Source organism: Maritimibacter sp. UBA3975 (assembly GCF_002384975.1).
Classification (GTDB): domain Bacteria; phylum Pseudomonadota; class Alphaproteobacteria; order Rhodobacterales; family Rhodobacteraceae; genus Maritimibacter.
This window is the reverse complement of record NZ_DGCP01000009.1, coordinates 200,881-223,210: the sequence shown is the minus strand read 5'-3', so window position 1 is coordinate 223,210 and position 22,330 is coordinate 200,881. Positions and strand designations below refer to the sequence as shown.

The following is a 22,330-nucleotide window of genomic DNA, read 5'->3' as shown; positions in this document are numbered from 1 at the left end:
ATCGCCCATCAGGCCGATCATCACGAACTCGCCCGAGCGAAAGCGCAGGCTTGCGGGCCGGGTGCAGCGGAAGGAGAACAGCCGGTCGGTCCAGTGCTTGACCTCGGTCACGGTCTGGGCGTCGGGCAGGGTGGGAACGGGTTTGATCTTCTGTGCGTCGGTCACTGGGGTCACATCGTTCATAAGAATTGCGGGGGCCTAAGCCCCCGTCCTCTCGTCAGGCTATACAGGAGGTTGTGCTGCGCGACTACCCGCGCAGCCGCGACTGATGGTCATAGGACTGCCAGTCGGCGCGGAAGAGCCATTGCTCCTCCGGCTGGCGGGCGGCGAGCGCCTCGGTGATCTCCACCTCGTCGAAGCCCGCGCGGCGCGCCATCGCGTATTGATCCGCGATGAGACCGGCACCGGCGCGCAGGCGCCCGGTGTAGCCCATGAGGCGCAGCGACTTGGCCGTGGTGAACCCGCGCCCGTCGGCGAAAGAACCGAAGGAGATGCGGATCGCGCGCGCAGCCATGAGCAGGTCGCGATGCGCGTTGAGGTCATCGTCCGGAGTCACGTCGATGCCGCAGTCCTCACAGCCCGCACCGGCGGAGATGCCTTCCAGCGACACGAAGCCGCCGGTGAAATCGTCGGGGCCGAAGCCCGTGTCGGTCACGAGGGTCGTCATCCGCGCACCACCTTTCCGTCGATGAAGTGAATTCCGCATTCTTCCTTGTCCTGCCCGCGCCAGCGTCCGGCACGGGGGTCTTCGCCCGGTTTCGTGGCCGAGGTGCAGGGCGCACAGCCGACCGAGGCAAAGCCCTTGGCGGTCAGCGGATGGTTCGGGAGGCCGTGCGATTTCATGTAATCGCGAAGCTCCTGCCCGGACCAATGGGCGAGCGGGTTGAACTTGAGCCGGTCGCCTTCGATCTCGGCAAGATCGAGTTGCGCGCGCTGGCCACCGTGGACCCGCTTTCGCCCGGTGATCCAGCCGTCGAACGGCGTCAGTGCGCGCTCCAGCGGCAGAACCTTGCGGATGTCGCAGCAGGCGTCGGTATTGCCGACATGCAGGCGGTTGAACGGGTCCTTGGCGGCCAGGTCTTCCGGCGCGGGCCGCACGAGTTGCACGTTCGTCAGGCCGAGGATCAGGGCCACGTCCTTCTGATAATCGAGCGTCTCGGGAAACAGCATCCCGGTTTCGAGAAACAGAACCGGCGCGCTCTGGTCCACGCGGCTCACCATGTCGAGCAGAACGATGGACTCGGTCCCGAAGGACGACACCAGTGCGACATGGCCATTTTCGGTCAGCGCGGCTTCGACGACGCCCTGGGCGTCCATCGGATCGAACCGGTCATTGATCCGGCGGGCCACCTCGTGACGGTCGGGATATGCGAGAGCTTCAAGCGGCATTTCGGTTCGCCTCTTCGTCATAAAGCGCAGCCTTGAAGGGCTCGGCCCCCGTGCGTGCGATCGTGTCGCGGAACCGCTCGCCTTTGGCGCGCAGGTCGAGATAGGCATGGATCAGCCGTTCGATGGCGTCCACAACCTCGTCATAGCCGAAGCCGGGGCCGGTCTTGTCCCCGATCTTCAGGTCGGGTCCGGCGTCACCGCCCAGCGTGATCTGGTAGTTCTCGACACCGGCCCGGTCGAGTCCGAGGATGCCGATGTCACCGAGGTGGTGATGGCCACAGGCGTTGATGCAGCCCGAAATCTTGATCGCCATTTCGCCGACCTCGACCTCGTAGTCTTCCAGCCGCTCGGCGATCTGCTGTGCGATCGGGATCGAGCGGGCGGTCGCCAGTGCGCAGTAATCCATGCCCGGGCAGGCGATGATGTCGGACGCGAGGCCCACGTTCGCGGTGGCGAGGCCGGCGGCCTTGAGCTCGGCGAAGAGCGCGGGCAGGTCGTCCTTGGCCACATGCGGCAGGACGAGGTTCTGCTCCTGCGTCACCCGGATCTCGTTGTGCCCGTAACGGCGGGCCAGATCGGCCACGCGCCGCATCTGATCCGCGCTCGCATCCCCCGGCACACCGCCGTGGGGCTTGAGAGACACCATCGCGATGGCGTGGTCGTCCTGGTAATGCGGGCGCAGGTTGATGTCGGCCCAGCTGCGGAACACCGGATCGGCGGCGCGGGCGGCCTCAAAGCCGTCCGTCGGACGCACGGGCAGGGCGGGCGGCTCGAAGCTCGCCTGAAGCTCGGCCAGAAGCTCCTGATCGGCGCCCTTGAACTGCGGGCGGATCGCTACGAACGCCTCGTCCACGCGGGCAGAGAATTCCTCCAGCCCCATCTCGTTCACCGTGATCTTGATGCGCGCCTTGTACTTGTTGTCGCGCCGGCCAGCGAGGTTGTAGACGCTCAGAACCGCTTCGAGATAGGGCAGCAGGTCCGCCTTGGGCAGGAAATCCCGGATGACCCGACCCACGACGGGCGTGCGGCCAAGGCCCCCGCCGACGAGGATCTGGTAGCCGATTTCACCGTCCTGCTCGACGATGCGCACGGCGAGGTCATGCGCCTTGGTCACGGCGCGGTCGTTCGGGGAGCCGGTGACGGCGATTTTGAACTTGCGGCCCAAGAACTGGTATTCCGGGTGGTCCGTGGACCAGATGCGGATCAGCTCGGCCACCGGACGCGGGTCCATCAGCTCATCGGCATGGGCACCCGCCAGCGGATCGGCGGTCACGTTGCGGATCGTGTTGCCCGACGTCTGAATCGCGTGAAGGTTCACGTCGGCCAGCCGTGCGAGCATGTCTGGCACGTCTGGCAGCTTGGGCCAGTTGTACTGAATGTTCTGACGCGTGGTGAAATGGCCGTAGCCACGGTCCCAGCGCTCGGAAATCTCGGCCAGCACGTCCAGTTGGTCGGCATTCAGCGTGCCATAGGGAATGGCGACGCGAAGCATGTAGGCGTGCAGTTGCAGGTACAGACCGTTCATCAGGCGCAGGGGGCGGAACTCGTCCTCGGTCAGCGATCCGTCGATGCGGCGCTGGACCTGCGCGCGGAACTCCTCGACCCGGCGGTCGAGGTAGGTGCGCGTCGGATTGTTTTGTGCGTCGAGCATCAGGCGATCCCCCAGGACTTGCGGGCCGGGGCCGACGGGCCGGCGGCCCGGAAGCTCTCGCGGAAGTGGTTGGGAACCGGGCCCGCGTCGGTGTTGTCGGCGGGGGCAAGGTAGGCACCCACGGCGATTTCCGGCTGGCTCTCGGCGAGCGTCAGACGCTCCTCGGCGCGCTCGGCGTCGGTGATGAATTCGGCCTCGGTCATGGACGAGACCCACTTGCCGTCGGCGGCAAGGTAGATGACGGCACCCGACAGCAGATCGTTCGCGCTGACGATACCGGGCTGGAAGCGTTTGGCCATGGATTTTGCCTCTTCGCGGTGTTGCTTGCGTTGCCCATAGATATAGGACACTTTCCCGAAACCGGACTAGGTGCGGCGGCGAATAAGGACGCCTGTTCTGCCTGTGCCATCTGATCGGGTGATTGACCCATGAAAGGGGAGTGTCGCAGGATGACGTTACGGCTGGATGACATCGACCGGAAAATCCTCAACGAATTACAGGAGGATGCGAGCCAGTCGCTCGACGTGATCGCGGGAAAAGTCGGCTCGTCCAAGACCCCGGTCTGGAACCGGATTCGCAAGATGCGCGAGGGTGGCGTGATCGGGGCGCAGACCGTGATCGTCGATGCTGAGAAACTGGGGTTCGAGGCCTGTTTCTTCGTTCTGATCCGCACCTCCGAGCATGAGGCCGCGTGGCAGGACAAGTTCCTTGCCACCCTGCGGGCCCGGCCCGAGGTGATGGAGGCGCACCGGCTGGCGGGCGAGATCGACTACATCCTCAAGGTCCGCGTCGCGAATGCCCGTGCCTATGACGAATTCTATCAGGCGCTGATCTCCGAGGTGAAGATCTTCAACGTCACCGCGCTCCTCTCGATGGAGGAGATCAAGTTCACCACGCAGTTGCCGCTTGTATGACGGCGATCAGCGCTTTGAAATCGTGACGTTTTTCGTGACGCGGGCCGAGGTAAGCTGAAGCCCCGGCATGACCTGGATCAGGTGCTGACGCCCCTTGAAGCTGAGCTGGAACAGCCGCATCGGCGCGGGGCCGGTAAGCTGCGTGACATAAGCGCCATCGGCCAGCCTGCGCGCCTCGATCAGGGCAGCGGGTTTGCCGAACATCGCCTGCGCGCGCCAATCGCGCACCAGCATCTTCTGACGCGCCGAAATCACGATGTCGCGCCCATCCCCGTTCTCGTCCAGAACCGACGGGCGGATGCGCACAACCTCTGCCATCGGGACCGTGCGGACCGTGACGTTTTCGAGCGTCACGACGCCCCGGTCATAGGTGATGATGCCGTCGCCGGGCGTAAGAAACTCGACCGGGATCGACCCGTCCGTTGTCATCACGTTGGTGCCGAGGCCGAGGCCCGAACGGCACAGGGGGATCGTGACGCGAAGGGGCTGTCCCTGCGCGACCCGAGACATGATCTGGGTCATGGTGTTACCTGCTCAATTTTGCCTGTTTATTTTTCTCCAGCCTAACCAAACAAAGGGTTAAGCGCCAAGAAAAAACGGCAAAATCTTGGCGATAGGCTCTCGCCAGCGCCCATCCGTGATGCTAAATCCACGCCCGTGCGGGTGTGGCGGAACTGGTAGACGCACCAGATTTAGGTTCTGGCGCCGCGAGGCGTGGGGGTTCGAGTCCCTTCACCCGCACCATTTCAGACAAGGCGTTTTCATGCCGCGCATTCTGTTTTCCACGATCGGTTCGCTCGGCGACCTCTATCCCTTGCTGTCCGTCGCCATCGCCCTGCGTGCGCGCGGGGCCGAATGTCTGTTTGCCGTCCATGCCGATCAGGCGCCGCTTGTCGAAGACGAGGGGTTCGCAACCATGCCGAACCTCTATGGGTTGGAGGGCACGGCGGATACGCTGGGACTGTCCGAGGCAGAGCTGATCCGAAAAACCTTCGACGATCCGCAGTTCCTGTTCCGCGAAATCCTGCCCTTCGACCTTGCCAACGTAACGCGGCAGGTGCGCGACTGGATGGGCGAGGTCGATCTGGTCGCAACGACGTTTCAGGCCGAGGCCGCGAGGCTCGCCGCCGAGCTGGAAGGGGTGCCGGTCGCGAGCCTGATCCTCCAGCCGATGATGGTCTTCGACCCCTCGCAGCCGCCGGTCATCCCGTCCATGCCGCCGGTCATCGCCGCACCCGGTACGCTCGGTCGGCTGTGGAACGCAGGTGTGCTGCGGACCGGAATGGCGGGCATCCGTGCGATGCACGGCCACAGGGTGAACGCAGCCCGCCGCGAGCTTGGCCTGCCCAGGCATCGCGGCACGCCGTGGTTCGACAGTGGCGTGCGCCCGGTTCTGCGCCTTGGTCTCTATCCCTCGCTGCTGCATGACCATCCGCCCGTCGTGGATCCGCCGGTCACGGTGACGGGTTTCACGCCCTTTGAGGGCGACGCAGAGGGGCTGGACCCGGCGATTGCCGCCTTCCTCGACGCGGGCAGCGCGCCGGTCGTCTTCACCCTCGGCTCCAACGCGGAATACCTCGATCAGGATTTCTATGCCCAAAGCCTCGCTGCTGCGCGTCAGATCGGGCGGCGTGCCGTCCTGCTGACAGGTAAAGGCTGGGGCGGGGTGGCCGAGGGCGATGATGTCATCCAGCGGCCCTATGTCCCGCATCAGCACCTCTTCCCGCGTTCTGCCGCGATCGTTCACCACGGTGGCATCGGCACGTTCTGCCGCGCGCTGGAGGCGGGCAAGCCGCAACTTGTCGTGCCCTTCGGCACGGACCAGCCCGACAATGCCGCCCGGGCCGAACGCATGGGTCTGGCGCGCACGCTGCCTGCCAAACGCTATTCGCAGGCGCGCGCAACCGAGGTGTTGGGACAGCTCCTCGCCACCTCACAGGCTGAGGCGAACGCGGAGCGCGCAGCCTACCGGATGGCGCAGGAAGACGGGCCGGGCACCGCCGCCGAGGCCATCCTGAGCGCCCTGAGTGCGCGCCCCGCCTGAAATCCGGGCAAACCGCTTGCACCGCCCGCGCCGCGTCAATAGAAGGGCGAGAAATTTCCGGCGGCGCGACGCGTGCGCCCAATCTGCCTATGAAGGAAACCGAAGATGAGCGTCACCGAGACCCAGAACGACGGCCTCAAGCGCGGCTACAAGATCGTGGTGCCTGCCTCCGATCTGGACGCGAAGGTCAACGAGAAACTGGCCGAAGCCCAGCCCGAAGTCGAGATGAAGGGCTTCCGCAAGGGCAAGGTGCCGATGGCCCTGTTGAAAAAGCAGTTCGGCCAGCGTGTGCTGGGCGAAGCGATGCAGGAAGCCGTCGACGGCGCCATGAACGACCACTTCGAGAAATCCGGCGACCGCCCCGCGATGCAGCCCGAGGTCAAGATGACCAACGAGGACTGGAAAGAGGGTGACGATGTCGAGGTCGAGATGTCCTATGAGGCGCTCCCCGATATCCCCGAGGTCGACCTCTCCGACCTGAAACTCGAGCGGCTCGTGGTCAAGGCCTCGGACGAGGAAGTGCAGGAAGCGCTGACCAACCTCGCCGAGAACGCCCAGAACTTCGAGAAGCGCAAGAAGGGCTCCAAGGCCAAGGACGGCGATCAGGTCGTGCTCGACTTCGTGGGCCGCGTGGATGGCGAGGAATTCGAAGGCGGCGCGGCGGATGACTTCCCGCTCGTGCTCGGCTCCGGCCAGTTCATTCCGGGCTTCGAAGAGCAGCTCGTGGGTGTGAAGGAAGGCGAGGAGAAAGACGTCCCCGTGACCTTCCCCGAGGAATACGGGGCCGAGGCGCTGGCCGGCAAGGAAGCCGTGTTCTCCTGCACGATCAAGGAAGTGAAGGAGCCGAAGGCGGCCGAGATCGACGACGACCTCGCCCAGAAATACGGCGCCGAAAACCTCGACGCGCTCAAGGCGCAGGTCTCCGAGCGGTTGGAGGCCGAATACGCCGGTGCGGCGCGTCAGGTCATGAAGCGCGGCCTGCTCGACGCGCTCGACGGCAAGGTCTCCTTCGACCTGCCGCCCTCGCTGGTCGAGGCGGAAGCCAAGCAGATCGCCCACCAGCTGTGGCACGAGGAAAACCCCGACGTCGAAGGGCACGATCACCCCGAGATCGAGGTGAGCGATGACGCCCAGAAACTCGCCGAGCGCCGCGTGCGCCTCGGGCTTCTGCTCGCCGACATCGGCCAGAAGGCCGAAGTCGAGGTGACGGATGCCGAGTTCACGCAGGCCGTGATGAATCAGGCCCGCCAGTACCCGGGGCAGGAGCGTCAGTTCTTCGACTTCGTCCAGCAGAACCCGCAGATGCGCCAGCAGATTCAGGCGCCGCTGTTCGAGGACAAGGTCGTGGATCACATCGCCGAAAGGGCTGAGGTGAGCGAAAAGGAAGTCTCGAAAGAAGAGCTTCAGACGGCCGTGGACAAACTCGACGACGAGTGATCCGTCCCCGTGACGTTGCGTGACAGGCCGCCCTCCGGGGCGGCCTTTTTCGTGGGCGCTGCTAGGGTCGGGGCAAGGAGGATGCCATGACCGATTACACAGGATTCGAAGGCGACGATTTCAACGGGTTCCGCGCGATCGACCGCGAGGGGCCGATCCATATGCTCAATCTCGTGAAGGTGCGCGAGACGGCGACTTACGAGGACGGACGCGAATGCCCCGGGGTCGAGGCCTACAAGGCCTACGGGCGCGACAGCGCACCGGTCTTTCAGCGCGTGGGCGGGCGGATCGTGTGGTCCGGCAGGATGGAATTCATGCTCATCGGCCCGAGTGACGAGGACTGGGATTTCTGTTTCATTGCGGAATATCCGTCGGTCGATGCCTTCGTCGAGATGATCAAGGACCCGGTCTACCGGGAGGCGATGGCGCACCGGCAGGCGGCGGTGAAGACCTCGCGCCTCATCCGGATGGAGCCGGGCAAGGCCGCCGGCGGCTTCGGCTGAAACCCCTGAAAATGGCCGTGCACGGCGCGTACACAGGCTGTGCACAAACTGTACATACGCTGTGCATACGACCCTGTGCCGGCGTCCGCTCTTCTTCGTTTCAGGAAACCTCGGGGGTTTGGGGGCAGCGCCCCCATTCCGCCTGAAATCTCGTCCGAGATTTCAGGCTCCCAAAGCGCGCGCCCCCGGGCGCGCACCGCTGTCGACCATCACCCCCGGCGGCGGTTGCGTCCCCCGCGGCGGCCACCGGCCGCGCCGGCCGCGCCCTGGTTCACGGAGTTGAACTTGATCCACTCCGCGCCGTGCGGGTCGTTGTCGAGCAGCATGTTGGCCGCGCGGATCGCTTCCATCTCCTTGCCCGGCTTGTACCGGGTCGAGCCCAGGCCGAAGAGCGTGACGAAGGTCTCGTCGTCGATGCCCTCGGGCAGGATGATCCCGGCGGCTTCCACTTCTGCCTTCTTCTCGGCGATCTTGGCTTGCGGGACGGGGAGGGCCAGCGGGTTCATGATGGCCGACGTCATACCGGCGGCGGCGGCCATCGGGAGGAAGGCGTTGTTGATGCCGTGACGGTTGGGCAGGCCGAAGGAGATGTTGGACGCGCCGCAGGTAGTGTTCACGCCCAGCTCGTCGCGCAGGCGACGCACGAGAGTGAAGACCTGCTTGCCGGCCGTCGCCATCGCACCGATGGGCATGACGAGCGGATCGACCACGATGTCATGGGCCGGGATGCCGAAATCGGCGGCCCGTTCCACGATCTTCTTGGCCACCGCGAAGCGCACGTCCGGGTCTTCGGAAATCCCGGTGTCATCGTTCGAGATCGCCACCACCGGCACGTTGTATTTCGCGATCAGGGGCAGGACGAATTCGAGCCGCTCTTCCTCGCCCGTGACGGAGTTCACGAGAGGGCGACCCTTCGTGACCTTCAGACCGGCTTCCAGCGCCGCGGGGACCGAGCTGTCGATGCAGAGCGGCACGTCCACCAGCCCCTGCACCAGTTCGAGGATCGCCGTCATCAGGGGCGGCTCGGTCTCGTTCGGGTTGGGGTTGGAGTTGTAGACGACGCCCGCGTTCACATCGAGCACGGTGGCCCCGCAGGCGACCTGCGCCACGGCGTCTTTTTCGACGGTCGAATAATCGCCCGCCTCAAGCTCGGCGGCGAGCTTCTTGCGACCCGTCGGGTTGATGCGTTCGCCGATCACGCAGAACGGCTCGTCAAAGCCGATGGTGACGGTCTTGGTCGCGGATTCGAGAACGGTGCGTGTCATTATCTGTCCCTGTGCTGTCCGCGCGTCACGCGCGGCCCCCGTTTGAAATCAATGCCTTGAGGCGGTCTTTGTCATATTCGGCCTCAAGCCGGGCGGCTTCGGCCTCGGCCACCGCCTGTGGCTCGCCCTCGACCTCGACCGGGCCTTCGCGGCGCCATTCGGCGAGGTAGTCGTCGGTGCCGGCAAGCCCCGCGCCCATCGCGGCGCGGTCGATGGCCTGTTCGAACCGCTCCGTCAGCGGCCGCTTGGCCGCCGCGCGTCCGCGCCCGACGATGACCTGTGCCGGGATGTCGCGCCAATATACGATCGTGACCTGAGCCATGTGCCCTCCGTTTCCCTTCCCATAGCGTATGGGGCGCGTCGCGCGGGCCGGTTTGCGACGTCTCGCCGCGTGATAACGCCCCCGGAGGCCGCAAGCCACCCGGGCGGGAATGAAAGTTTCGCATGATGATCTTCGCATATCACGAAGCTTGCCACCGGGACGTGGCGCCACTACCTTGAAGGCAACTCGATATGGAGGGCGTGTAGTCATGGCGCCCAAGCGTCCCGAAGGTGCGGGCGCGTTCCCGAAAGCGGTCGAGCAGCCCGCGCCGGTCAGGCCGGATCCAGACAGCCTTTATGCCGCACTGGATCTCGGCACCAATAGTTGTCGTATGCTGATTGCCCAGCCGAAGGGTAATCAGTTTCACGTCGTGGACAGCTTCTCGAAGTCCGTGCAGCTGGGCCAGGGGCTCAGTGCCTCCGGGCGTCTGTCGCGCGCCTCGATCGCGCGCACGGTTCAGGCGCTCAAGATCTGTCAGCGCAAGCTCCAGAAGCACGAGGTGAGCCACATGCGCCTCGTCGCGACCGAGGCTTGCCGGCGCGCGGCCAATTCCCGCGATTTCATGCGCTTCGTACGCCGCGAGACCGGCCTCAGGCTGGAGGTGATCCAGCCGGAGGAGGAGGCGCGGCTCGCCGTGATCTCCTGCGCGCCGCTCGTCGGGCGCAAGACCGAGCAGCTTCTGGTGGTCGACATCGGCGGCGGCTCGACGGAACTGGTGTGGCTCGACCTGTCCAAAGTCGCCCCCAAGGACCGGCAGAAATCCATCATGCGCCTTCACGCGGGCTTCAAGGGCGATCCCGGCCCGTTTCCCGTCGCGCGGGTCGTGGACTGGATCTCGGTCCCGCTGGGCGTGGCGACTCTGCGCGAACAATTCGACGACGTGGACGACGACGCGGCCCGCTTCGCGCTCATGAGCTGGTATTTCGAAGAGCAGCTGGGCGAGTTCAGCCCGTTCCACAAGGAGCAGGCGCGCGAAGGGTTCCAGATCATCGGCACCTCCGGCACCGTCACCACGGTCGCGGCCACGCATCTGGGCCTGCGCCGCTATGACCGCAACAAGGTCGACGGGCTGCGCATGACCTCGGACCAGATCGACAAGGTGATCCGCGGCTACCTCGCCGCCGGTCCCGAAGGGCGCCGGCAGGACCCGCGCATCGGCAAGGACCGTCAGGCGCTCATCATGTCCGGGGCGGCGATCCTTCAGGCGCTGTTGCGGGTGTGGCCCACGGATCGGCTTTCCGTGGCCGACCGGGGGTTGCGCGAGGGGCTGCTCTACGCGCAGATGTCGTCCGACGGCGTTCTGGAAGACTCGATTTAGGCATGGTGAAGAAACCCGGTACCAAAGGCTCCTCCGGACGGGGGCAACGTGACCTTCGCGTGAAGGTGAAGACCGCGCGCGGGCGCAAGCTGTCCTCGACCCTCTGGCTCGAGCGGCAGTTGAACGACCCCTATGTCAAACGGGCGCGCGACGAGGGGTATCGGGGGCGTGCTGCCTTCAAGATCCTCGAAATCGACGACAAGTACCGTTTCCTCGTGCCCGGTGCGCGGGTCGTGGACCTCGGCTGCGCCCCCGGCGGCTGGCTTCAGGTCGCGGTGGAGCGGGTGAACGCGCTTGGCGAGAAGAAGGGCAAGAAGGTGGGCACCGTGCTGGGCGTCGATCTTCAGGAAGTGGAGCCGGTCGCCGGGTCCGACGCCTATCAGCTCGACTTCATGGAGGATGACGCGGACGAGAAGGTCAAGGAATGGCTGGGCGGCAAGGCCGACGTGGTCATGTCCGACATGGCCGCCTCGTCTTCGGGTCACAAACAGACCGACCACCTGCGCATCGTGGCGCTTTGCGAAACGGCGGCCTATTTCGCCTTCGACGTGCTGGAAGAGGGCGGGACGTTCGTGGCCAAGGTTCTGGCCGGCGGAGCGGAGGGTGACCTCCAGAAACTCCTCAAGCAGAAGTTCACCAAGGTCGCGAACATGAAGCCGCCCGCGTCGCGCTCCGACAGTTCCGAGAAATTCGTCGTCGCCACAGGGTTTCGCGGGTGAGTCGCACGCGCTGCGCCGCGCGATTGTCTGCCGCCCGGAAACAAACATGGTTAACACCCGTGTATTGACCTCAATATGGCGACGCAAACCCCTGACATTCCATAAAAATTTGGGTGATCGCGGAAACGTGAGCTAGGCTGGTCTCAAGGTATTTGACCAAATCCGTTTCCAAGGGGGCCAAGATGAAACTGGGATTTTCCACGGGGATACTGTGTCTCGCCGCGACCACGGCGCTGGCCGCGCCCGAGAACCTGCCGGAGCCGGCGACGGCGGAGATGTTTCCGAAGATCGACATTCAGCAGGCCATGCTTGGGCGGTCGTTGTTCTTCGACCCGATCCTGGCGGGCAACGAGAACATCGCCTGTTCCACCTGTCACCACCCGAGCCTTGGCACCTCGGACGGCATGTCGCTGTCCATCGGTGAGGGCGGGGTCGGGCTTGGCCCGGACCGTCGGCTGGGCGCGGGCGAGCATGTCTACGCCCGCATCCCGCGCAACGCGCCCGCGCTGTGGAACCGGGGCTCGACGGATTTCCGGACCATGTTCCATGATGGCCGGCTGCAGATCGACGCGACCCGGCCCGAAGGCATCCTCATGCCCGCGGCCCGTGACCTCGAGCGCCCGGTGATGAGCCCGCTGGCCGCTCAGGCGCTCCTGCCCATCACATCACCCGACGAGATGGCCGGGCAGCATGAGGAGAACCCGACCGCGGCGCTGGTCGAGAAAATGCGCTTCATGGGCGATGACGGCGCATGGTCCGCCATCGCGGCCAAGGTTGAGACGGTGCCCGAGTACCGCGCGGCGTTCGACTGGATCATTGGCCCGGATGAGCCGCTCCACATTACCGATATCGCCAACGCGCTCGCCGCCTTCATGACGTTCGAGTTCCGCTCTACCGACGCCCCCTTCGACCGCTACCTGCGGGGGGACGAAACCGCGATCACCGGCCTCGCGGCGGAGGGGATGGAGCTGTTTTACGGTGACGCCGGGTGCTCCGGCTGCCACGCGGGCACGTTCCAGAGCGATCATCAGTTCCACGCCATCGGGATGCCGCAGCTTGGGCCAGGCAAGGCGCAGGTCGCCGACCGGGCCTATGCCGATATCGGGCGCATGGCGGTCACGGGCGATCCGGCGGATGCCTACAAGTTCCGCACGCCGTCGCTGCGCAACGTGACGCGCACGGCGCCTTACGGCCATGCGGGGGCCTATGCCACGCTGGAAGCCACGATCCGCCACCATATGAACCCGAAGGACAGCCTCGCGGCCTATCGGATCGATCAGGCCCTGCTCCATGCGGTGACCACGGACCACCCGGATACCGAGGCGATGGATGACCCCGAGGAGATGGCGCGCATCGCGGCGGCGATCGAGTTCGAGGGGGTGAATATCACCGAAGACCAGATCCCGGCGCTCATCGCCTTTCTGGGAACGCTCGAAGACCCGGTGGCGCTCGCTGGGCGGCTGGGTGTGCCCGACCGCGTGCCGTCGGGGCTGAAGATGGACGAGGTCCGTCCGCCCGCGCTCGCCACGGCGCCAACGCCGCCGCGCGCCACACCGAGCCCGGCGCGCGTGTTCCGGGCGTTCGCGCAAAGCGGCGAGGTGCCCATCCCGGATCGCGGGCCGGTACGCCCCGCCGACATCTCGCGCACGGAGCTCGTGCGTGTTGACCGGGAGATTACGGCGCTGCTTTCGCGCTGACCGCTCGCTCTTCTTCGCTTTGTTGAGACTTCGGGGGTCGGGGGCTGGCCCCCGATCCGCCCACGATGGCGGGAACCGCCGTCGCGGGCTTGCACGGCGCGCGGGGACGCAAGGCCCCGCGCACAGTCAGATCAGTCCACCTGGTCGACGTAATCGCCGTATCCTTCGGCCTCCATGTCCTCCAGCGCGATGAAGCGCAGGGCGGCGGAGTTGATGCAGTAGCGCAGGCCGCCCCGGTCGGGCGGGCCGTCGGGGAAAACGTGGCCCAGGTGGCTGTCGCCGTGAGTCGAGCGGACCTCGGTGCGCACCATGCCGAGCGTGCGGTCGCTCAGTTCGTTGATATGGGCGGGTTCGATGGGCTTGGTGAAGCTGGGCCAGCCGCAGCCCGACTCGTATTTGTCGGACGACGCGAACAGCGGCTCGCCCGACACGATGTCGACGTAGATGCCCCGCTCCTTGTTATCCAGAAGGGCGCCTGTGCCGGGCCGCTCGGTGCCCGACTGCTGGGTGACGTAGAACGACATTTCGTCCAGCGCGGCCACCGCATCGGGGTTCTTTTCGTATTTCGCCATGTGATCCTCCGTTCTTCAGGAGGAATTTGGGCCTCGCGGCGCGAAAGTCCAAGCCCGAAGGCTCACTTCCGCGTCACTCGCGGCGCGGGCGCGCGATTTGCCGGGGCTGTCCAAGGGGGATAGTGGCGGAGAGACAGGGATTCGAACCCTGGGATCCCGTGAAGGATCAACGGTTTTCGAGACCGCCCCGTTCGACCACTCCGGCACCTCTCCGCGGGGGTCTGGCGGGCGATGTAGTGGAAGCTCGGGACGGGCGCAACCCATATCTTTCTGAAATCCCCGGGCATATCGCCGGTCGCGGAGGATCGCCGGTCGCCTCCCTCTCACAAGAGCGTTTCTTGAGACAGGCGGGCAGGGCGTTTAGGTTGTGCCCAGTTGCCTCAGGAAAGGACAGCATCGTATGACCTTCCAACGTCTCATGACCGGCGCCGCCGTCGCGGTCGCCGCCATTTGTTTCAGCGCCGCGCTCGTCGCGGCGGACCGCGAAACCAGCCGCGAATTCCTTGAAGTGACCGGGTTCGACGTCGCCATCACCTCCATGCAGCAGGGGGCGATGAACGGGCCGGGCATCGCCGGGGCCGACCCCGACGCCTTCGGGTCGGAGTGGGAGCGGCTGGCCGAAGAGGTGTTCGCGCCCGACGCCATGATCGAAGACACGCTCGACATGATGGAAGCGATCATGCCGCAGGAGCTTGTCGCGCATGGTCTGGAGTTTTACGGCTCCGAGTTGGGTCAGCGGCTGGTGGAGGCCGAGAACGCCTCGCAGACCGTGGCGAGCGAACGCCAAATGGCCGAAGGCGAGATGATCGTCACGCGGCTTGCGGATGAAAACCCAGCCCGGATCGAGGAATTTCGCCGGATGACACGGGCGATCGGCGGGGTCGAGCAATCGACGCGCGCGATCATCGAGATTCAGCTGCGCTACATGATGGCCGCACAGGCCGCCGGGGCCTCGGACGTGCGGTTCTCCGAGGCAGAACTGCGCGAGCTTCTGACCGAACAAGCCGACCGGCTGAAAGAGTCGATCTCGATCAGCTCGGTCTTCGGGTCGGCCTATGTCTATCAGGATTTCAGCGACGAAGAGGTCGTGGCCTATCGTGAGGCGCTGGAGGACCCCGAGATGCAGCAGGTCTATGAGATCCTGAACGGCATCCAGTACGAGGTCATGGGCGACCGGTACGAAAAACTCGCGGCCCGTCTGGCCGACCTGTCGCCGCAGACCGACATCTGAGTCGTCACATCCGCGCCGTGGGCGAGGGCGCGGGGCCGCCCGCGGCCTCCTGCGCGGCCAGCGCGGCGGCCACGTCGTCGGGGCCCAGCTCTGCGAGGGGTTTGTCCAGCAGCGGGGCGAGGAACGGCTCGTCTAGGCCCAGCACATCCTGACCCAGCCGGTGCGACAGGTAGATGCGCAGGCACATGTCGGTTGCGCGCGCCAACACGAAGGGCGGCACGACCGAGGTGTCCGGCCCGTCGCGGGCCACGGTTTCGCTGCCGTCGGGCGCGACTTTGAGCTGGAAGGCGGGCAGCGTCCGCTTTCCGGTCCAGTCCGGCATGAATTCCATGATGTAGCGGTTGCGCCGGACGTCGAAAGCCGGGCGGGCCATGATTTGGTCGCGGGCGGACGCGGTCCTGGCCGGGGGCACCCGCGTTTCGTCACCGTGGGGCACATGGAAGACGAGCTTCGCGTCGAGGTCTTCGCGCGCCGTGCCCGCGCGGGTCAGCCGTTCGTAGAAGTCGTCGTCCTCCCAGCCGTAGCCGACTTTGAACTCGTTGATCCCGCCGACCTTCGCCAGATCGCTGCGGTGAAGGAAGACGGTGCCGTTGATGTGAATCTCGTGCTTTTCGACGATGCGGAAGTTGCCCGCAATGTAGCGGCCCGGCGAGGGCATGTGCTTTTCGAAGAACCCGTCCTTGATGAGGATGTCTCCGTCGATCTTGAGCACCTTGTCGAACCGGGCGAGCCGCAGGCCCATGTTGAAAGCCGACGGCGAGTGCCACCCTTCGTCGGCCACGAGGCGGGGGATGCGGATGCGCGGATCGGTCAGGCCGGCGTCCGCGAGCGACTGCGCGACGGGTTCGTCGGAATGCCAGTCCACGATGATGATCTCGTCGATCTCGGGCCGTTCGATCCATGTCGGCAGGGCCTGAAGCAGGTTCTCGGTCCGGTTGCGCACGGCGGTGACGAAGGTAATGCCCGGTGCGCTTTCGGCAGCGATCGCGGGCACGGGGCCGGAGACGATAGGCGCCGTTGGAATCGGGGGCCTGGCGGGCAAAGGTGCCTGCGCGGCTTCCGGTGTGGCATGGGCGGGCTTGCCGCGACCCAGGAGTCGTGAGAAAAACGGTTGCGCGGAACGGGTCATGAAATCTGGGCCTCGTCGGAAATGTACGGGCGGAACCATCCCCATTCGCGCGGGGCGCGTCAACGCCCGGCGCACGCGCTGCAAACCCTTGACACAGGGGGCCGGAGCGTCGATACACGCGGCTCCTGCGGCAGGGATTCTCTGCGGCGGGCGAACTCATATGAAACAACGCCCGGATACGGGCGCGCTGTTCGAGGCCGGGGAGACCCCCGCAAACGCCGGATCGCCGGGGCCACAGAACGCGGGGAAAAAAGGAAGACCCAATGTTTGCAGTCGTGAAGACTGGCGGCAAGCAGTACAAGGTTCAGTCGGGCGACGTGCTCCGCGTCGAGAAGCTTGCTGCCGAAGCCGGTGAAAAAATTCAGTTCAACGAAGTCCTCATGGTCGGCTCGACCCTTGGCACCCCGCTTGTGGATGGTGCCGGCGTTCAGGCCGAGGTGATCGACCAGATCAAGGGTGAAAAGCTCATCCACTTCGTGAAGCGCCGCCGTAAGCACGGGTCGCAGCGCACCAAGGGCCACCGTCAGCAGCTGACGCTGCTCCGGATCACGGACATCCTGGAAAAGGGTGCCGACAAGTCCGGTATCAAGGCCGCCGTGGGCGCAGGCTCCGTCGCCGCAGCCCCCGCCGCTGCGAAGCCGGCCAAGAAGGCCGCGCCGAAGAAATCCGAGGCGAAAGCCGAGCCCAAGGCCGAGGCGAAAGCCGCACCGAAGGCGAAGTCGGACGCCGCTGACGACCTGAAAGAGCTGTCAGGTGTTGGCCCCGCGCTCGAGAAGAAGCTGCACGAGGCTGGCGTGACCACCTTCGCGCAGATCGCGTCGTGGACCGAGGCCGATATCGCCGAGATGGACGAGAAGCTGAGCTTCAAGGGCCGGATCGAGCGTGAAGGCTGGGTCGAACAAGCCAAGAAACTGGCGAAGTAAGGAGAGAGCGAAATGGCACACAAAAAAGCTGGTGGTAGCTCCCGTAACGGTCGCGACTCTGCGGGTCGCCGCCTTGGCGTCAAGAAATTCGGTGGCGAAGCCGTCATCCCGGGCAACATCATCGTGCGTCAGCGCGGCACCAAGGTGTGGCCGGGCGACGGTGTCGGCATCGGGCGCGATCACACGATCTTCGCGACCGCCGAGGGCCGCGTGACCTTTGCGAAGGGCCTCAAGGGCCGCACCTTCGTATCCGTGCTCCCGGCCGTGGAGGCCGCTGAATAAGCCGACACCCGGCAACGAGATTGAAGGGGGATCGGCGCAAACCGATCCCCCTTCGTCGTTCTGGCGTGACGGAGGGAGGCCCGAACGCCACATGCATTTTGCCCGTCCCGATGTTACCGGGGCCGCGCTTTCGAGGAGGGAAGCGTATGAAAGTCGAAACATTCATGGTTAGTGATCAGGCCGTGGTCGAGACCGACCGCTTCGTCCTGCGTCCGCCCAAGTCGTCCGATGTCGGGATGCTCGCGCATTACTCGGGCGACCGGCGCGTGGCCGAGGAAACCCGCTCGATCCCGCATCCGCTGCCGCCCGGCGTGACGGAAGCCTTCGTCACCCGCGCGATGCAGTCCGACCGGACCGAGGATGTCTGGATCATGGACGGCTCTAGCGTTGAGGGCGGCGACCGGGGGCACGAGGTGCTTGGCGTCATCAGCCTGACCCGCATGGACCGCAACCAGACGCAGCTTGGCTACTGGGTCGCGCCGCCGTTCTGGAACACCGGGCTGGCATCCGAGGCGGTGCAGGCGCTGGTCGCATCGAATCCACTGGATAACGATACGATTTTTGCCGAGGTATTTCAGGACAACCCGGCCTCGGCGCGGGTTCTTACCAACGCGGGCTTCGCCTATGTGGGCGACAGCGAGGCGTTCTGCCTGGCCCGCAACGCCAACGTCCGCACCTGGACCTACTGCCGGAAGATGCGCTGAGGCCATGACCGGCGCGGCGCAGCCCTTGGGCGCGAGGGATGACCTCGTCACGCCGCGCCTGACGATCCGGCGCCAGACGCTTGCCGATACGGCCGCGCTGCACGCGCTCATGTCCGACTGGGCGCTCGTGCGCAACACGGGCCGCTGGCCGTATCCGGTGACGCGGGACTTCGTGGCGCAGCGGATCGTCGAGCGCGACACGCAGCCGGGGCTGTACGGCATCGCGCGCCGCGAAGGCCGCGTCATCGGCACGGCACAGGCGGCGGACGGCGAGATCGGCTATCTGATCGCGCAGGCAGAATGGGGGCAGGGCTATGCCACCGAAGCCGCCCGCGCGCTGGTCGCCTATGGATTCGACACGCTGGGCTGGCCCGAAGTGCGTGCCAAGGTCTGGGCGGACAACCCGGCCTCGTCCCGCGTCCTCATCAAACTCGGCTTTCGCGAGGCGGAGCTCTTCACCGATCACAACATGGCGCGCGGGCAGGACCTGCCGTCGATCCTCTACCTACTGCCAAAGCGCGACTGGGAGGGCTAAGCGGCCCTTGAGCCGCCTCCCGTTTCCCTCTATCGCAGGGGCTGACAGAAAGGCCCGGACCCATGAAATTTCTCGATCTCGCAAAGGTCTACATCCGCTCGGGAAGCGGTGGGAACGGGTGTATCTCGTTTCGGCGCGAGAAGTTCATCGAATACGGCGGGCCTGACGGCGGCGACGGGGGGCGTGGCGGAGACGTGGTGATCGAGGTGGTCGAGGGGCTGAACACGCTTATCGACTTCCGCTATCAGCAGCACTTCTTCGCCAGGAACGGCCAGCCCGGCATGGGCAACCAGCGCACCGGCAAGTCGGGCGACGACATCGTTCTGCGCGTGCCGGTCGGCACCGAGATCCTCGATGAAGACGAGGAAACGGTGATTGCCGACATGACCGAGGTGGGCGAGCGCCTTGTCATCGCCAAGGGCGGCAACGGCGGCTTCGGCAACCTGCATTTCAAGACCGCCACCAATCAGGCGCCGCGCCGGGCCAACTCCGGCCAGCAGGGCGTGGAGCGTACGATCTGGCTGCGGCTCAAGCTGATCGCGGATGTGGGGCTTCTGGGCCTGCCCAATGCGGGCAAGTCCACCTTCCTCGCTGCGACCTCGAACGCGCGGCCCAAGATCGCGGATTATCCCTTCACCACGCTGGTTCCAAACCTTGGGGTCGTGGGCGTGGACAACGTGGAATTCGTCGTGGCGGACATTCCCGGCCTGATCGAAGGCGCGCATGAGGGGCGGGGGCTGGGCGACACCTTCCTCGGCCATGTCGAGCGCTGCGCGGTGCTCATGCATCTTGTCGATGGCACGGTCGAGGATGTGGTGGGCGATTACGCGACCATCATCCATGAACTCGAGGCTTATGGCGGTGTCCTTGCGGACAAGCCGCGTGTGACGGTGCTGAACAAGATCGACGCGCTGCTCGACGAGGAACGCGAAGAAAAGCGCGCCGCGCTGGAAGCGGCCACCGGTGGCACGGTCTATGAGATGTCCGGTGTCGCCAAGGAGGGCGTGACCCAGGTGCTGCGCGCGCTCAAGGCCGAGATCGGCGCCGACCGGTTCCGCCGCAAGAAGGCGGAGGAAGCCGAGGAGGACGAAAAGCCTTGGCAACCCTGAGCCTGAGCGAAGCGCGTCGGCTGGTCATCAAGATCGGCTCTGCGCTTCTGGTCGACACGTCCACCGGCGCCCTGAAATCCGATTGGCTGGCCGGGTTGGCGGAGGACGTCGTGCGGCTCAAGGCGCGGGGCACGGACGTGGTGCTGGTGTCGTCCGGGTCCATCGCGCTGGGGCGCGGTGTTCTGGGCTTGCCTGCCGGGAGCCTCGCGCTGGAGCAATCGCAGGCGGCTGCGGCCGTGGGGCAGATTCGGCTCGCGCGGGCTTATGAAGAGGTGCTTGCGCCCAAAGGGATCACCACCGGTCAGGTGCTGGTCACGCTGGAGGACAGCGCGGACCGGCGGCGCTACCTCAACTCCCGCGCGACGTTGGAGCAGCTTCTGACCTTCGGCGTGGTGCCCATCGTGAACGAGAATGACACGGTGGCGACGGACGAAATTCGCTACGGCGACAACGACCGGCTCGCCGCGCAGGTGGCGGTGACGGTGGGGGCGGACATGACGGTCCTGCTGTCGGATGTGGATGGGTTCTATTCAGGAAACCCCAGGCTGGACCCGGATGCGCGCCATTACCCGGTGGTCGAGGAGATCACGCCGGAGCTGATGGCGATGGCGGGGGATGCCGGCACGGGCCTGTCGAAGGGCGGGATGAAGACCAAGCTTCTCGCGGCCCAGACCGCGATGGCGGCGGGGTGTTCGCTGATCATCACCGAGGGGAGCGTCATGGGCCCCCTGTCTGCGCTGGAAGACGGCGCGCGCGCCACGTTGTTCGTTGCGCGCCAAGACCCGAGCGCGGCGCGCAAGCACTGGATCGGGTCGATGAAGCCCAAGGGGACGGTGACACTGGACGCGGGTGCGGCAGCGGCGTTGGGTCGCGGAAAGTCACTTTTGCCAGCGGGCGTGACCCATGTGACGGGTCGGTTCGGGCGCGGGGAACCGGTGGAAATCCTCGGGCCGGGCGGGGCGCACATCGGGGCCGGGCTGTGCCGCTACACCTCGGACGAGGCGCGATTGCTGGCGGGCAAGCGGTCGACCGACATCGAGGCGACGCTGGGCTATCCGGGGCGCGCGGCGCTTATTCACCGGGACGACATGGCGCTTTAGGCTGAGCGGTCTGCGGGCTTTTCGGTTCGGCACACCGGGAAGAACGGACACCTCATGTGCGCGCTCCGCTGTGGATTGCGACATCAGGTTTTGACGCGGCCCCGCCTTGGGCGTATCACTCCCGCACCGATCTGGAGGCACCGATGAAAGACGCAGAGAACATCCCCGCGCTGATGCAGGAGCTGGGCCGCAAGGCCAAGGCCGCCGCTCAGGAGCTGGCCTTTGCGCCATCGGAGGCCAAGCGGCATGCGCTCGAGGCGGCGGCGGACGCGGTCTGGGCGCGGCGCGAGGAGATCGTCGCGGCCAACGCGAAGGATCTCGACTATGGCCGCGAGAAGGGTCTGACGCCGGCCATGATGGACCGGCTGATGCTGGACGAAGCGCGAATTCAGGGCATGTGCGACGGGCTGCGCGCCGTGGCGGCGCAGGACGACCCCGTGGGCGCGGTGCTGTCGGAGTGGGACCGGCCGTCGGGCCTGCATATCAAGCGCGTGCGCACGCCGCTGGGCGTGATCGGCGTGATCTATGAAAGCCGCCCGAACGTGACGGCGGATGCGGGGGCGCTGTGCCTCAAATCCGGCAATGCCGTGATCCTGCGCGGCGGGTCCGAGAGTTTTCATTCGTCGGGCGCGATTCATGCCTGTCTGGTCGAGGGGCTTGTCGCCGCCAGTCTGCCCGAAGAGGCGATCCAGCTTGTGCCGACCCGTGACCGCGAAGCGGTGCGCGCGCTTCTGACCATGACCGACTATGTCGACGTGATCGTGCCGCGCGGGGGCAAAGGCCTCGTCGGTCTCGTGCAGCGCGAGGCGCGGGTGCCGGTCTTCGCCCATCTGGAGGGGATCGTGCATGTCTATATCGACAAGGCCGCCGATCCGCAGAAGACGATGGACGTGGTCATCAACGCCAAGACCCGGCGCACCGGTATCTGTGGCGCGGCCGAATGCCTGCTCGTTCACCGCGATGCGGTGGAGCTGGGGCAGACGGTGATCGACGCGCTCATGGAAGCAGGTGTCGAGGTGCGCGCAGGCACGGGGCTGACCGGCACGGTCGCCGCGACCGACGAGGACTGGGGGACCGAGTACCTCGATTCCATCATCGCGGCGAAGGTGGTGGATGACCTCGACGCCGCGATCGACCATATCCGCACCTATTCCTCGGCCCATACCGACGCGATCCTAACCGAGGACGATGCGGCGGCGGCCCGCTTTTTCGAGCGTATCGACAGCGCGATCCTGATGCGCAATGCCTCGACCCAGTTCGCCGATGGCGGGGAGTTCGGGATGGGGGCAGAGATCGGGATCGCCACCGGCAAGATGCATGCGCGCGGGCCGGTGGGGGCGGAGCAACTGACGTCGTTCAAGTACATCGTCGAAGGCGACGGCACGACCCGGCCCTGAGCGTTGCGACATGGTGCGCGCTGACGCGCGCGCAGGTCTTGCGCCGTCCTGCGCTGACGCGCAGGTCGTCGCGGCAGGCGGAGGGGCGC

At 65.9% G+C, this 22,330-nt stretch carries 24 protein-coding genes, 2 tRNA genes and 1 pseudogene; 16 read left to right on the top strand and 11 right to left on the bottom strand.

Going from position 1 to position 22,330, the window contains the following annotated elements; all coding sequences use genetic code 11:
• The 5 genes and pseudogenes from B2585_RS06055 to B2585_RS06035 form a co-directional block, all read right to left on the bottom strand.
• Nucleotides 1-183 (bottom strand): annotated as a pseudogene (locus tag B2585_RS06055) (ferredoxin--NADP reductase); the annotation flags it as partial.
• A gap of 64 nt (nt 184-247) precedes the next feature.
• Nucleotides 248-667 (bottom strand): DUF934 domain-containing protein, encoded by a 420-nt coding sequence (locus B2585_RS06050; RefSeq protein WP_292021047.1) that lies wholly within the window; start codon nt 665-667, stop codon nt 248-250.
• Nucleotides 664-1,389 carry a phosphoadenylyl-sulfate reductase gene (locus B2585_RS06045; protein ID WP_292021045.1) on the bottom strand — a complete coding sequence of 242 codons (726 nt, stop codon included), beginning with the start codon at nt 1,387-1,389 and terminating at the stop codon, nt 664-666. Before B2585_RS06045 ends, B2585_RS06050 begins: the two co-directional genes overlap by 4 nt.
• Complete coding sequence (locus tag B2585_RS06040) at nt 1,379-3,040, bottom strand: nitrite/sulfite reductase (protein WP_292021043.1); 1,662 nt, start codon at nt 3,038-3,040, stop codon at nt 1,379-1,381. The genes B2585_RS06045 and B2585_RS06040 overlap by 11 nt, the downstream gene beginning before the upstream one ends.
• Nucleotides 3,040-3,339, bottom strand: a complete 300-nt coding sequence (locus B2585_RS06035) for a DUF2849 domain-containing protein (RefSeq protein ID WP_292021041.1) — start codon at nt 3,337-3,339, stop codon at nt 3,040-3,042. The genes B2585_RS06040 and B2585_RS06035 overlap by 1 nt, the downstream gene beginning before the upstream one ends.
• Nucleotides 3,340-3,489: 150 nt before the next feature.
• On the opposite strand from B2585_RS06035, the gene B2585_RS06030 reads away from it, so the two are divergent.
• On the top strand, nt 3,490-3,954 hold the full coding sequence (locus tag B2585_RS06030) for an Lrp/AsnC family transcriptional regulator (protein WP_292021038.1): 465 nt from the start codon (nt 3,490-3,492) through the stop codon (nt 3,952-3,954).
• A gap of 6 nt (nt 3,955-3,960) precedes the next feature.
• On the opposite strand, the gene B2585_RS06025 is transcribed toward B2585_RS06030, so the two are convergent.
• Complete coding sequence (locus tag B2585_RS06025) at nt 3,961-4,476, bottom strand: Hint domain-containing protein (protein WP_292021036.1); 516 nt, start codon at nt 4,474-4,476, stop codon at nt 3,961-3,963.
• A gap of 137 nt (nt 4,477-4,613) precedes the next feature.
• On the opposite strand from B2585_RS06025, the gene B2585_RS06020 reads away from it, so the two are divergent.
• From B2585_RS06020 to B2585_RS06005, 4 genes are all read left to right on the top strand, one after another.
• Nucleotides 4,614-4,698 (top strand) — tRNA-Leu (locus B2585_RS06020).
• 19 nt (nt 4,699-4,717) lie between these two features.
• Nucleotides 4,718-5,998: a glycosyltransferase gene (locus tag B2585_RS06015; RefSeq protein ID WP_292021034.1), complete on the top strand. Its 1,281-nt coding sequence runs from the start codon at nt 4,718-4,720 to the stop codon at nt 5,996-5,998.
• A gap of 105 nt (nt 5,999-6,103) precedes the next feature.
• Nucleotides 6,104-7,435, top strand: coding sequence for a trigger factor (tig, locus tag B2585_RS06010; protein ID WP_292021032.1), 1,332 nt, complete (start codon nt 6,104-6,106; stop codon nt 7,433-7,435).
• An 86-nt stretch (nt 7,436-7,521) separates the two neighbouring features.
• Nucleotides 7,522-7,938, top strand: a complete 417-nt coding sequence (locus B2585_RS06005) for a DUF1330 domain-containing protein (RefSeq protein ID WP_292021030.1) — start codon at nt 7,522-7,524, stop codon at nt 7,936-7,938.
• A gap of 209 nt (nt 7,939-8,147) precedes the next feature.
• On the opposite strand, the gene B2585_RS06000 is transcribed toward B2585_RS06005, so the two are convergent.
• Together B2585_RS06000 and B2585_RS05995 are read right to left on the bottom strand one after the other, a co-directional pair.
• Nucleotides 8,148-9,203, bottom strand: a complete 1,056-nt coding sequence (locus B2585_RS06000; protein ID WP_292021028.1) for a methyltetrahydrofolate cobalamin methyltransferase — start codon at nt 9,201-9,203, stop codon at nt 8,148-8,150.
• Between the two features lie 25 nt (nt 9,204-9,228).
• Entirely contained in the window at nt 9,229-9,525 is a 297-nt protein-coding gene (locus B2585_RS05995; protein ID WP_292021026.1) for a virulence factor, read from the bottom strand.
• 208 nt (nt 9,526-9,733) lie between these two features.
• Between B2585_RS05995 and B2585_RS05990 the strand changes: the two genes are divergently transcribed.
• The 3 genes from B2585_RS05990 to B2585_RS05980 all read left to right on the top strand — a co-directional run bounded on the left by B2585_RS05990 (nt 9,734) and on the right by B2585_RS05980 (nt 13,259).
• Entirely contained in the window at nt 9,734-10,843 is a 1,110-nt protein-coding gene (locus B2585_RS05990; RefSeq protein ID WP_292021024.1) for a Ppx/GppA phosphatase family protein, read from the top strand.
• A 2-nt stretch (nt 10,844-10,845) separates the two neighbouring features.
• Nucleotides 10,846-11,562 (top strand): RlmE family RNA methyltransferase, encoded by a 717-nt coding sequence (locus tag B2585_RS05985; protein WP_292021022.1) that lies wholly within the window; start codon nt 10,846-10,848, stop codon nt 11,560-11,562.
• A 182-nt stretch (nt 11,563-11,744) separates the two neighbouring features.
• A complete protein-coding gene (locus B2585_RS05980; protein ID WP_292021020.1) occupies nt 11,745-13,259 on the top strand; it encodes a cytochrome-c peroxidase in 1,515 nt (504 codons plus the stop codon).
• Nucleotides 13,260-13,390: 131 nt separating this feature from the next.
• Here the strand turns inward: B2585_RS05980 and msrB are convergent, their stop codons facing one another.
• On the bottom strand, nt 13,391-13,831 hold the full coding sequence (gene msrB / locus B2585_RS05975) for a peptide-methionine (R)-S-oxide reductase MsrB (protein WP_292021017.1): 441 nt from the start codon (nt 13,829-13,831) through the stop codon (nt 13,391-13,393).
• Nucleotides 13,832-13,954: 123 nt separating this feature from the next.
• Nucleotides 13,955-14,044: transfer RNA gene (locus tag B2585_RS05970), tRNA-Ser, on the bottom strand.
• A 187-nt stretch (nt 14,045-14,231) separates the two neighbouring features.
• On the opposite strand from B2585_RS05970, the gene B2585_RS05965 reads away from it, so the two are divergent.
• Nucleotides 14,232-15,062 carry a hypothetical protein gene (locus B2585_RS05965; protein ID WP_292021016.1) on the top strand — a complete coding sequence of 277 codons (831 nt, stop codon included), beginning with the start codon at nt 14,232-14,234 and terminating at the stop codon, nt 15,060-15,062.
• A 4-nt stretch (nt 15,063-15,066) separates the two neighbouring features.
• On the opposite strand, the gene B2585_RS05960 is transcribed toward B2585_RS05965, so the two are convergent.
• Entirely contained in the window at nt 15,067-16,056 is a 990-nt protein-coding gene (locus tag B2585_RS05960) for a glycosyltransferase family 2 protein (RefSeq protein ID WP_292021014.1), read from the bottom strand.
• 398 nt (nt 16,057-16,454) lie between these two features.
• On the opposite strand from B2585_RS05960, the gene B2585_RS05955 reads away from it, so the two are divergent.
• The 7 genes from B2585_RS05955 (at nt 16,455) to B2585_RS05925 (ending at nt 22,241) form a co-directional block, all read left to right on the top strand.
• Entirely contained in the window at nt 16,455-17,114 is a 660-nt protein-coding gene (locus B2585_RS05955; protein ID WP_292021012.1) for a 50S ribosomal protein L21, read from the top strand.
• Between the two features lie 12 nt (nt 17,115-17,126).
• Nucleotides 17,127-17,396: a 50S ribosomal protein L27 gene (gene rpmA / locus B2585_RS05950; protein WP_292021010.1), complete on the top strand. Its 270-nt coding sequence runs from the start codon at nt 17,127-17,129 to the stop codon at nt 17,394-17,396.
• Between the two features lie 146 nt (nt 17,397-17,542).
• On the top strand, nt 17,543-18,100 hold the full coding sequence (locus B2585_RS05945) for a GNAT family N-acetyltransferase (protein WP_292021009.1): 558 nt from the start codon (nt 17,543-17,545) through the stop codon (nt 18,098-18,100).
• 4 nt (nt 18,101-18,104) lie between these two features.
• Nucleotides 18,105-18,635, top strand: a complete 531-nt coding sequence (locus B2585_RS05940) for a GNAT family N-acetyltransferase (RefSeq protein WP_292021007.1) — start codon at nt 18,105-18,107, stop codon at nt 18,633-18,635.
• A 62-nt stretch (nt 18,636-18,697) separates the two neighbouring features.
• Complete coding sequence (gene obgE, locus B2585_RS05935) at nt 18,698-19,744, top strand: GTPase ObgE (protein ID WP_292021005.1); 1,047 nt, start codon at nt 18,698-18,700, stop codon at nt 19,742-19,744.
• On the top strand, nt 19,741-20,844 hold the full coding sequence (gene proB, locus B2585_RS05930; protein ID WP_292022744.1) for a glutamate 5-kinase: 1,104 nt from the start codon (nt 19,741-19,743) through the stop codon (nt 20,842-20,844). The genes obgE and proB overlap by 4 nt, the downstream gene beginning before the upstream one ends.
• 143 nt (nt 20,845-20,987) lie before the next feature.
• On the top strand, nt 20,988-22,241 hold the full coding sequence (locus B2585_RS05925; RefSeq protein WP_292021002.1) for a glutamate-5-semialdehyde dehydrogenase: 1,254 nt from the start codon (nt 20,988-20,990) through the stop codon (nt 22,239-22,241).
• Nucleotides 22,242-22,330: the final 89 nt, after the last annotated feature.

What these genes read in the sequence shown, in the direction of transcription:
- B2585_RS06050 (WP_292021047.1), bottom strand. Translation starts at nt 667, where the DNA reads ATGACGACCCTCGTGACCGACACGGGCTTCGGCCCCGACGATTTCACC.
- B2585_RS06045 (WP_292021045.1), bottom strand. Translation starts at nt 1,389, where the DNA reads ATGCCGCTTGAAGCTCTCGCATATCCCGACCGTCACGAGGTGGCCCGC.
- B2585_RS06040 (WP_292021043.1), bottom strand. Translation starts at nt 3,040, where the DNA reads ATGCTCGACGCACAAAACAATCCGACGCGCACCTACCTCGACCGCCGG.
- B2585_RS06035 (WP_292021041.1), bottom strand. Translation starts at nt 3,339, where the DNA reads ATGGCCAAACGCTTCCAGCCCGGTATCGTCAGCGCGAACGATCTGCTG.
- B2585_RS06030 (WP_292021038.1), top strand. Translation starts at nt 3,490, where the DNA reads ATGACGTTACGGCTGGATGACATCGACCGGAAAATCCTCAACGAATTA.
- B2585_RS06025 (WP_292021036.1), bottom strand. Translation starts at nt 4,476, where the DNA reads ATGACCCAGATCATGTCTCGGGTCGCGCAGGGACAGCCCCTTCGCGTC.
- B2585_RS06015 (WP_292021034.1), top strand. Translation starts at nt 4,718, where the DNA reads ATGCCGCGCATTCTGTTTTCCACGATCGGTTCGCTCGGCGACCTCTAT.
- tig (WP_292021032.1), top strand. Translation starts at nt 6,104, where the DNA reads ATGAGCGTCACCGAGACCCAGAACGACGGCCTCAAGCGCGGCTACAAG.
- B2585_RS06005 (WP_292021030.1), top strand. Translation starts at nt 7,522, where the DNA reads ATGACCGATTACACAGGATTCGAAGGCGACGATTTCAACGGGTTCCGC.
- B2585_RS06000 (WP_292021028.1), bottom strand. Translation starts at nt 9,203, where the DNA reads ATGACACGCACCGTTCTCGAATCCGCGACCAAGACCGTCACCATCGGC.
- B2585_RS05995 (WP_292021026.1), bottom strand. Translation starts at nt 9,525, where the DNA reads ATGGCTCAGGTCACGATCGTATATTGGCGCGACATCCCGGCACAGGTC.
- B2585_RS05990 (WP_292021024.1), top strand. Translation starts at nt 9,734, where the DNA reads ATGGCGCCCAAGCGTCCCGAAGGTGCGGGCGCGTTCCCGAAAGCGGTC.
- B2585_RS05985 (WP_292021022.1), top strand. Translation starts at nt 10,846, where the DNA reads ATGGTGAAGAAACCCGGTACCAAAGGCTCCTCCGGACGGGGGCAACGT.
- B2585_RS05980 (WP_292021020.1), top strand. Translation starts at nt 11,745, where the DNA reads ATGAAACTGGGATTTTCCACGGGGATACTGTGTCTCGCCGCGACCACG.
- msrB (WP_292021017.1), bottom strand. Translation starts at nt 13,831, where the DNA reads ATGGCGAAATACGAAAAGAACCCCGATGCGGTGGCCGCGCTGGACGAA.
- B2585_RS05965 (WP_292021016.1), top strand. Translation starts at nt 14,232, where the DNA reads ATGACCTTCCAACGTCTCATGACCGGCGCCGCCGTCGCGGTCGCCGCC.
- B2585_RS05955 (WP_292021012.1), top strand. Translation starts at nt 16,455, where the DNA reads ATGTTTGCAGTCGTGAAGACTGGCGGCAAGCAGTACAAGGTTCAGTCG.
- rpmA (WP_292021010.1), top strand. Translation starts at nt 17,127, where the DNA reads ATGGCACACAAAAAAGCTGGTGGTAGCTCCCGTAACGGTCGCGACTCT.
- B2585_RS05945 (WP_292021009.1), top strand. Translation starts at nt 17,543, where the DNA reads ATGAAAGTCGAAACATTCATGGTTAGTGATCAGGCCGTGGTCGAGACC.
- B2585_RS05940 (WP_292021007.1), top strand. Translation starts at nt 18,105, where the DNA reads ATGACCGGCGCGGCGCAGCCCTTGGGCGCGAGGGATGACCTCGTCACG.
- obgE (WP_292021005.1), top strand. Translation starts at nt 18,698, where the DNA reads ATGAAATTTCTCGATCTCGCAAAGGTCTACATCCGCTCGGGAAGCGGT.
- B2585_RS05925 (WP_292021002.1), top strand. Translation starts at nt 20,988, where the DNA reads ATGAAAGACGCAGAGAACATCCCCGCGCTGATGCAGGAGCTGGGCCGC.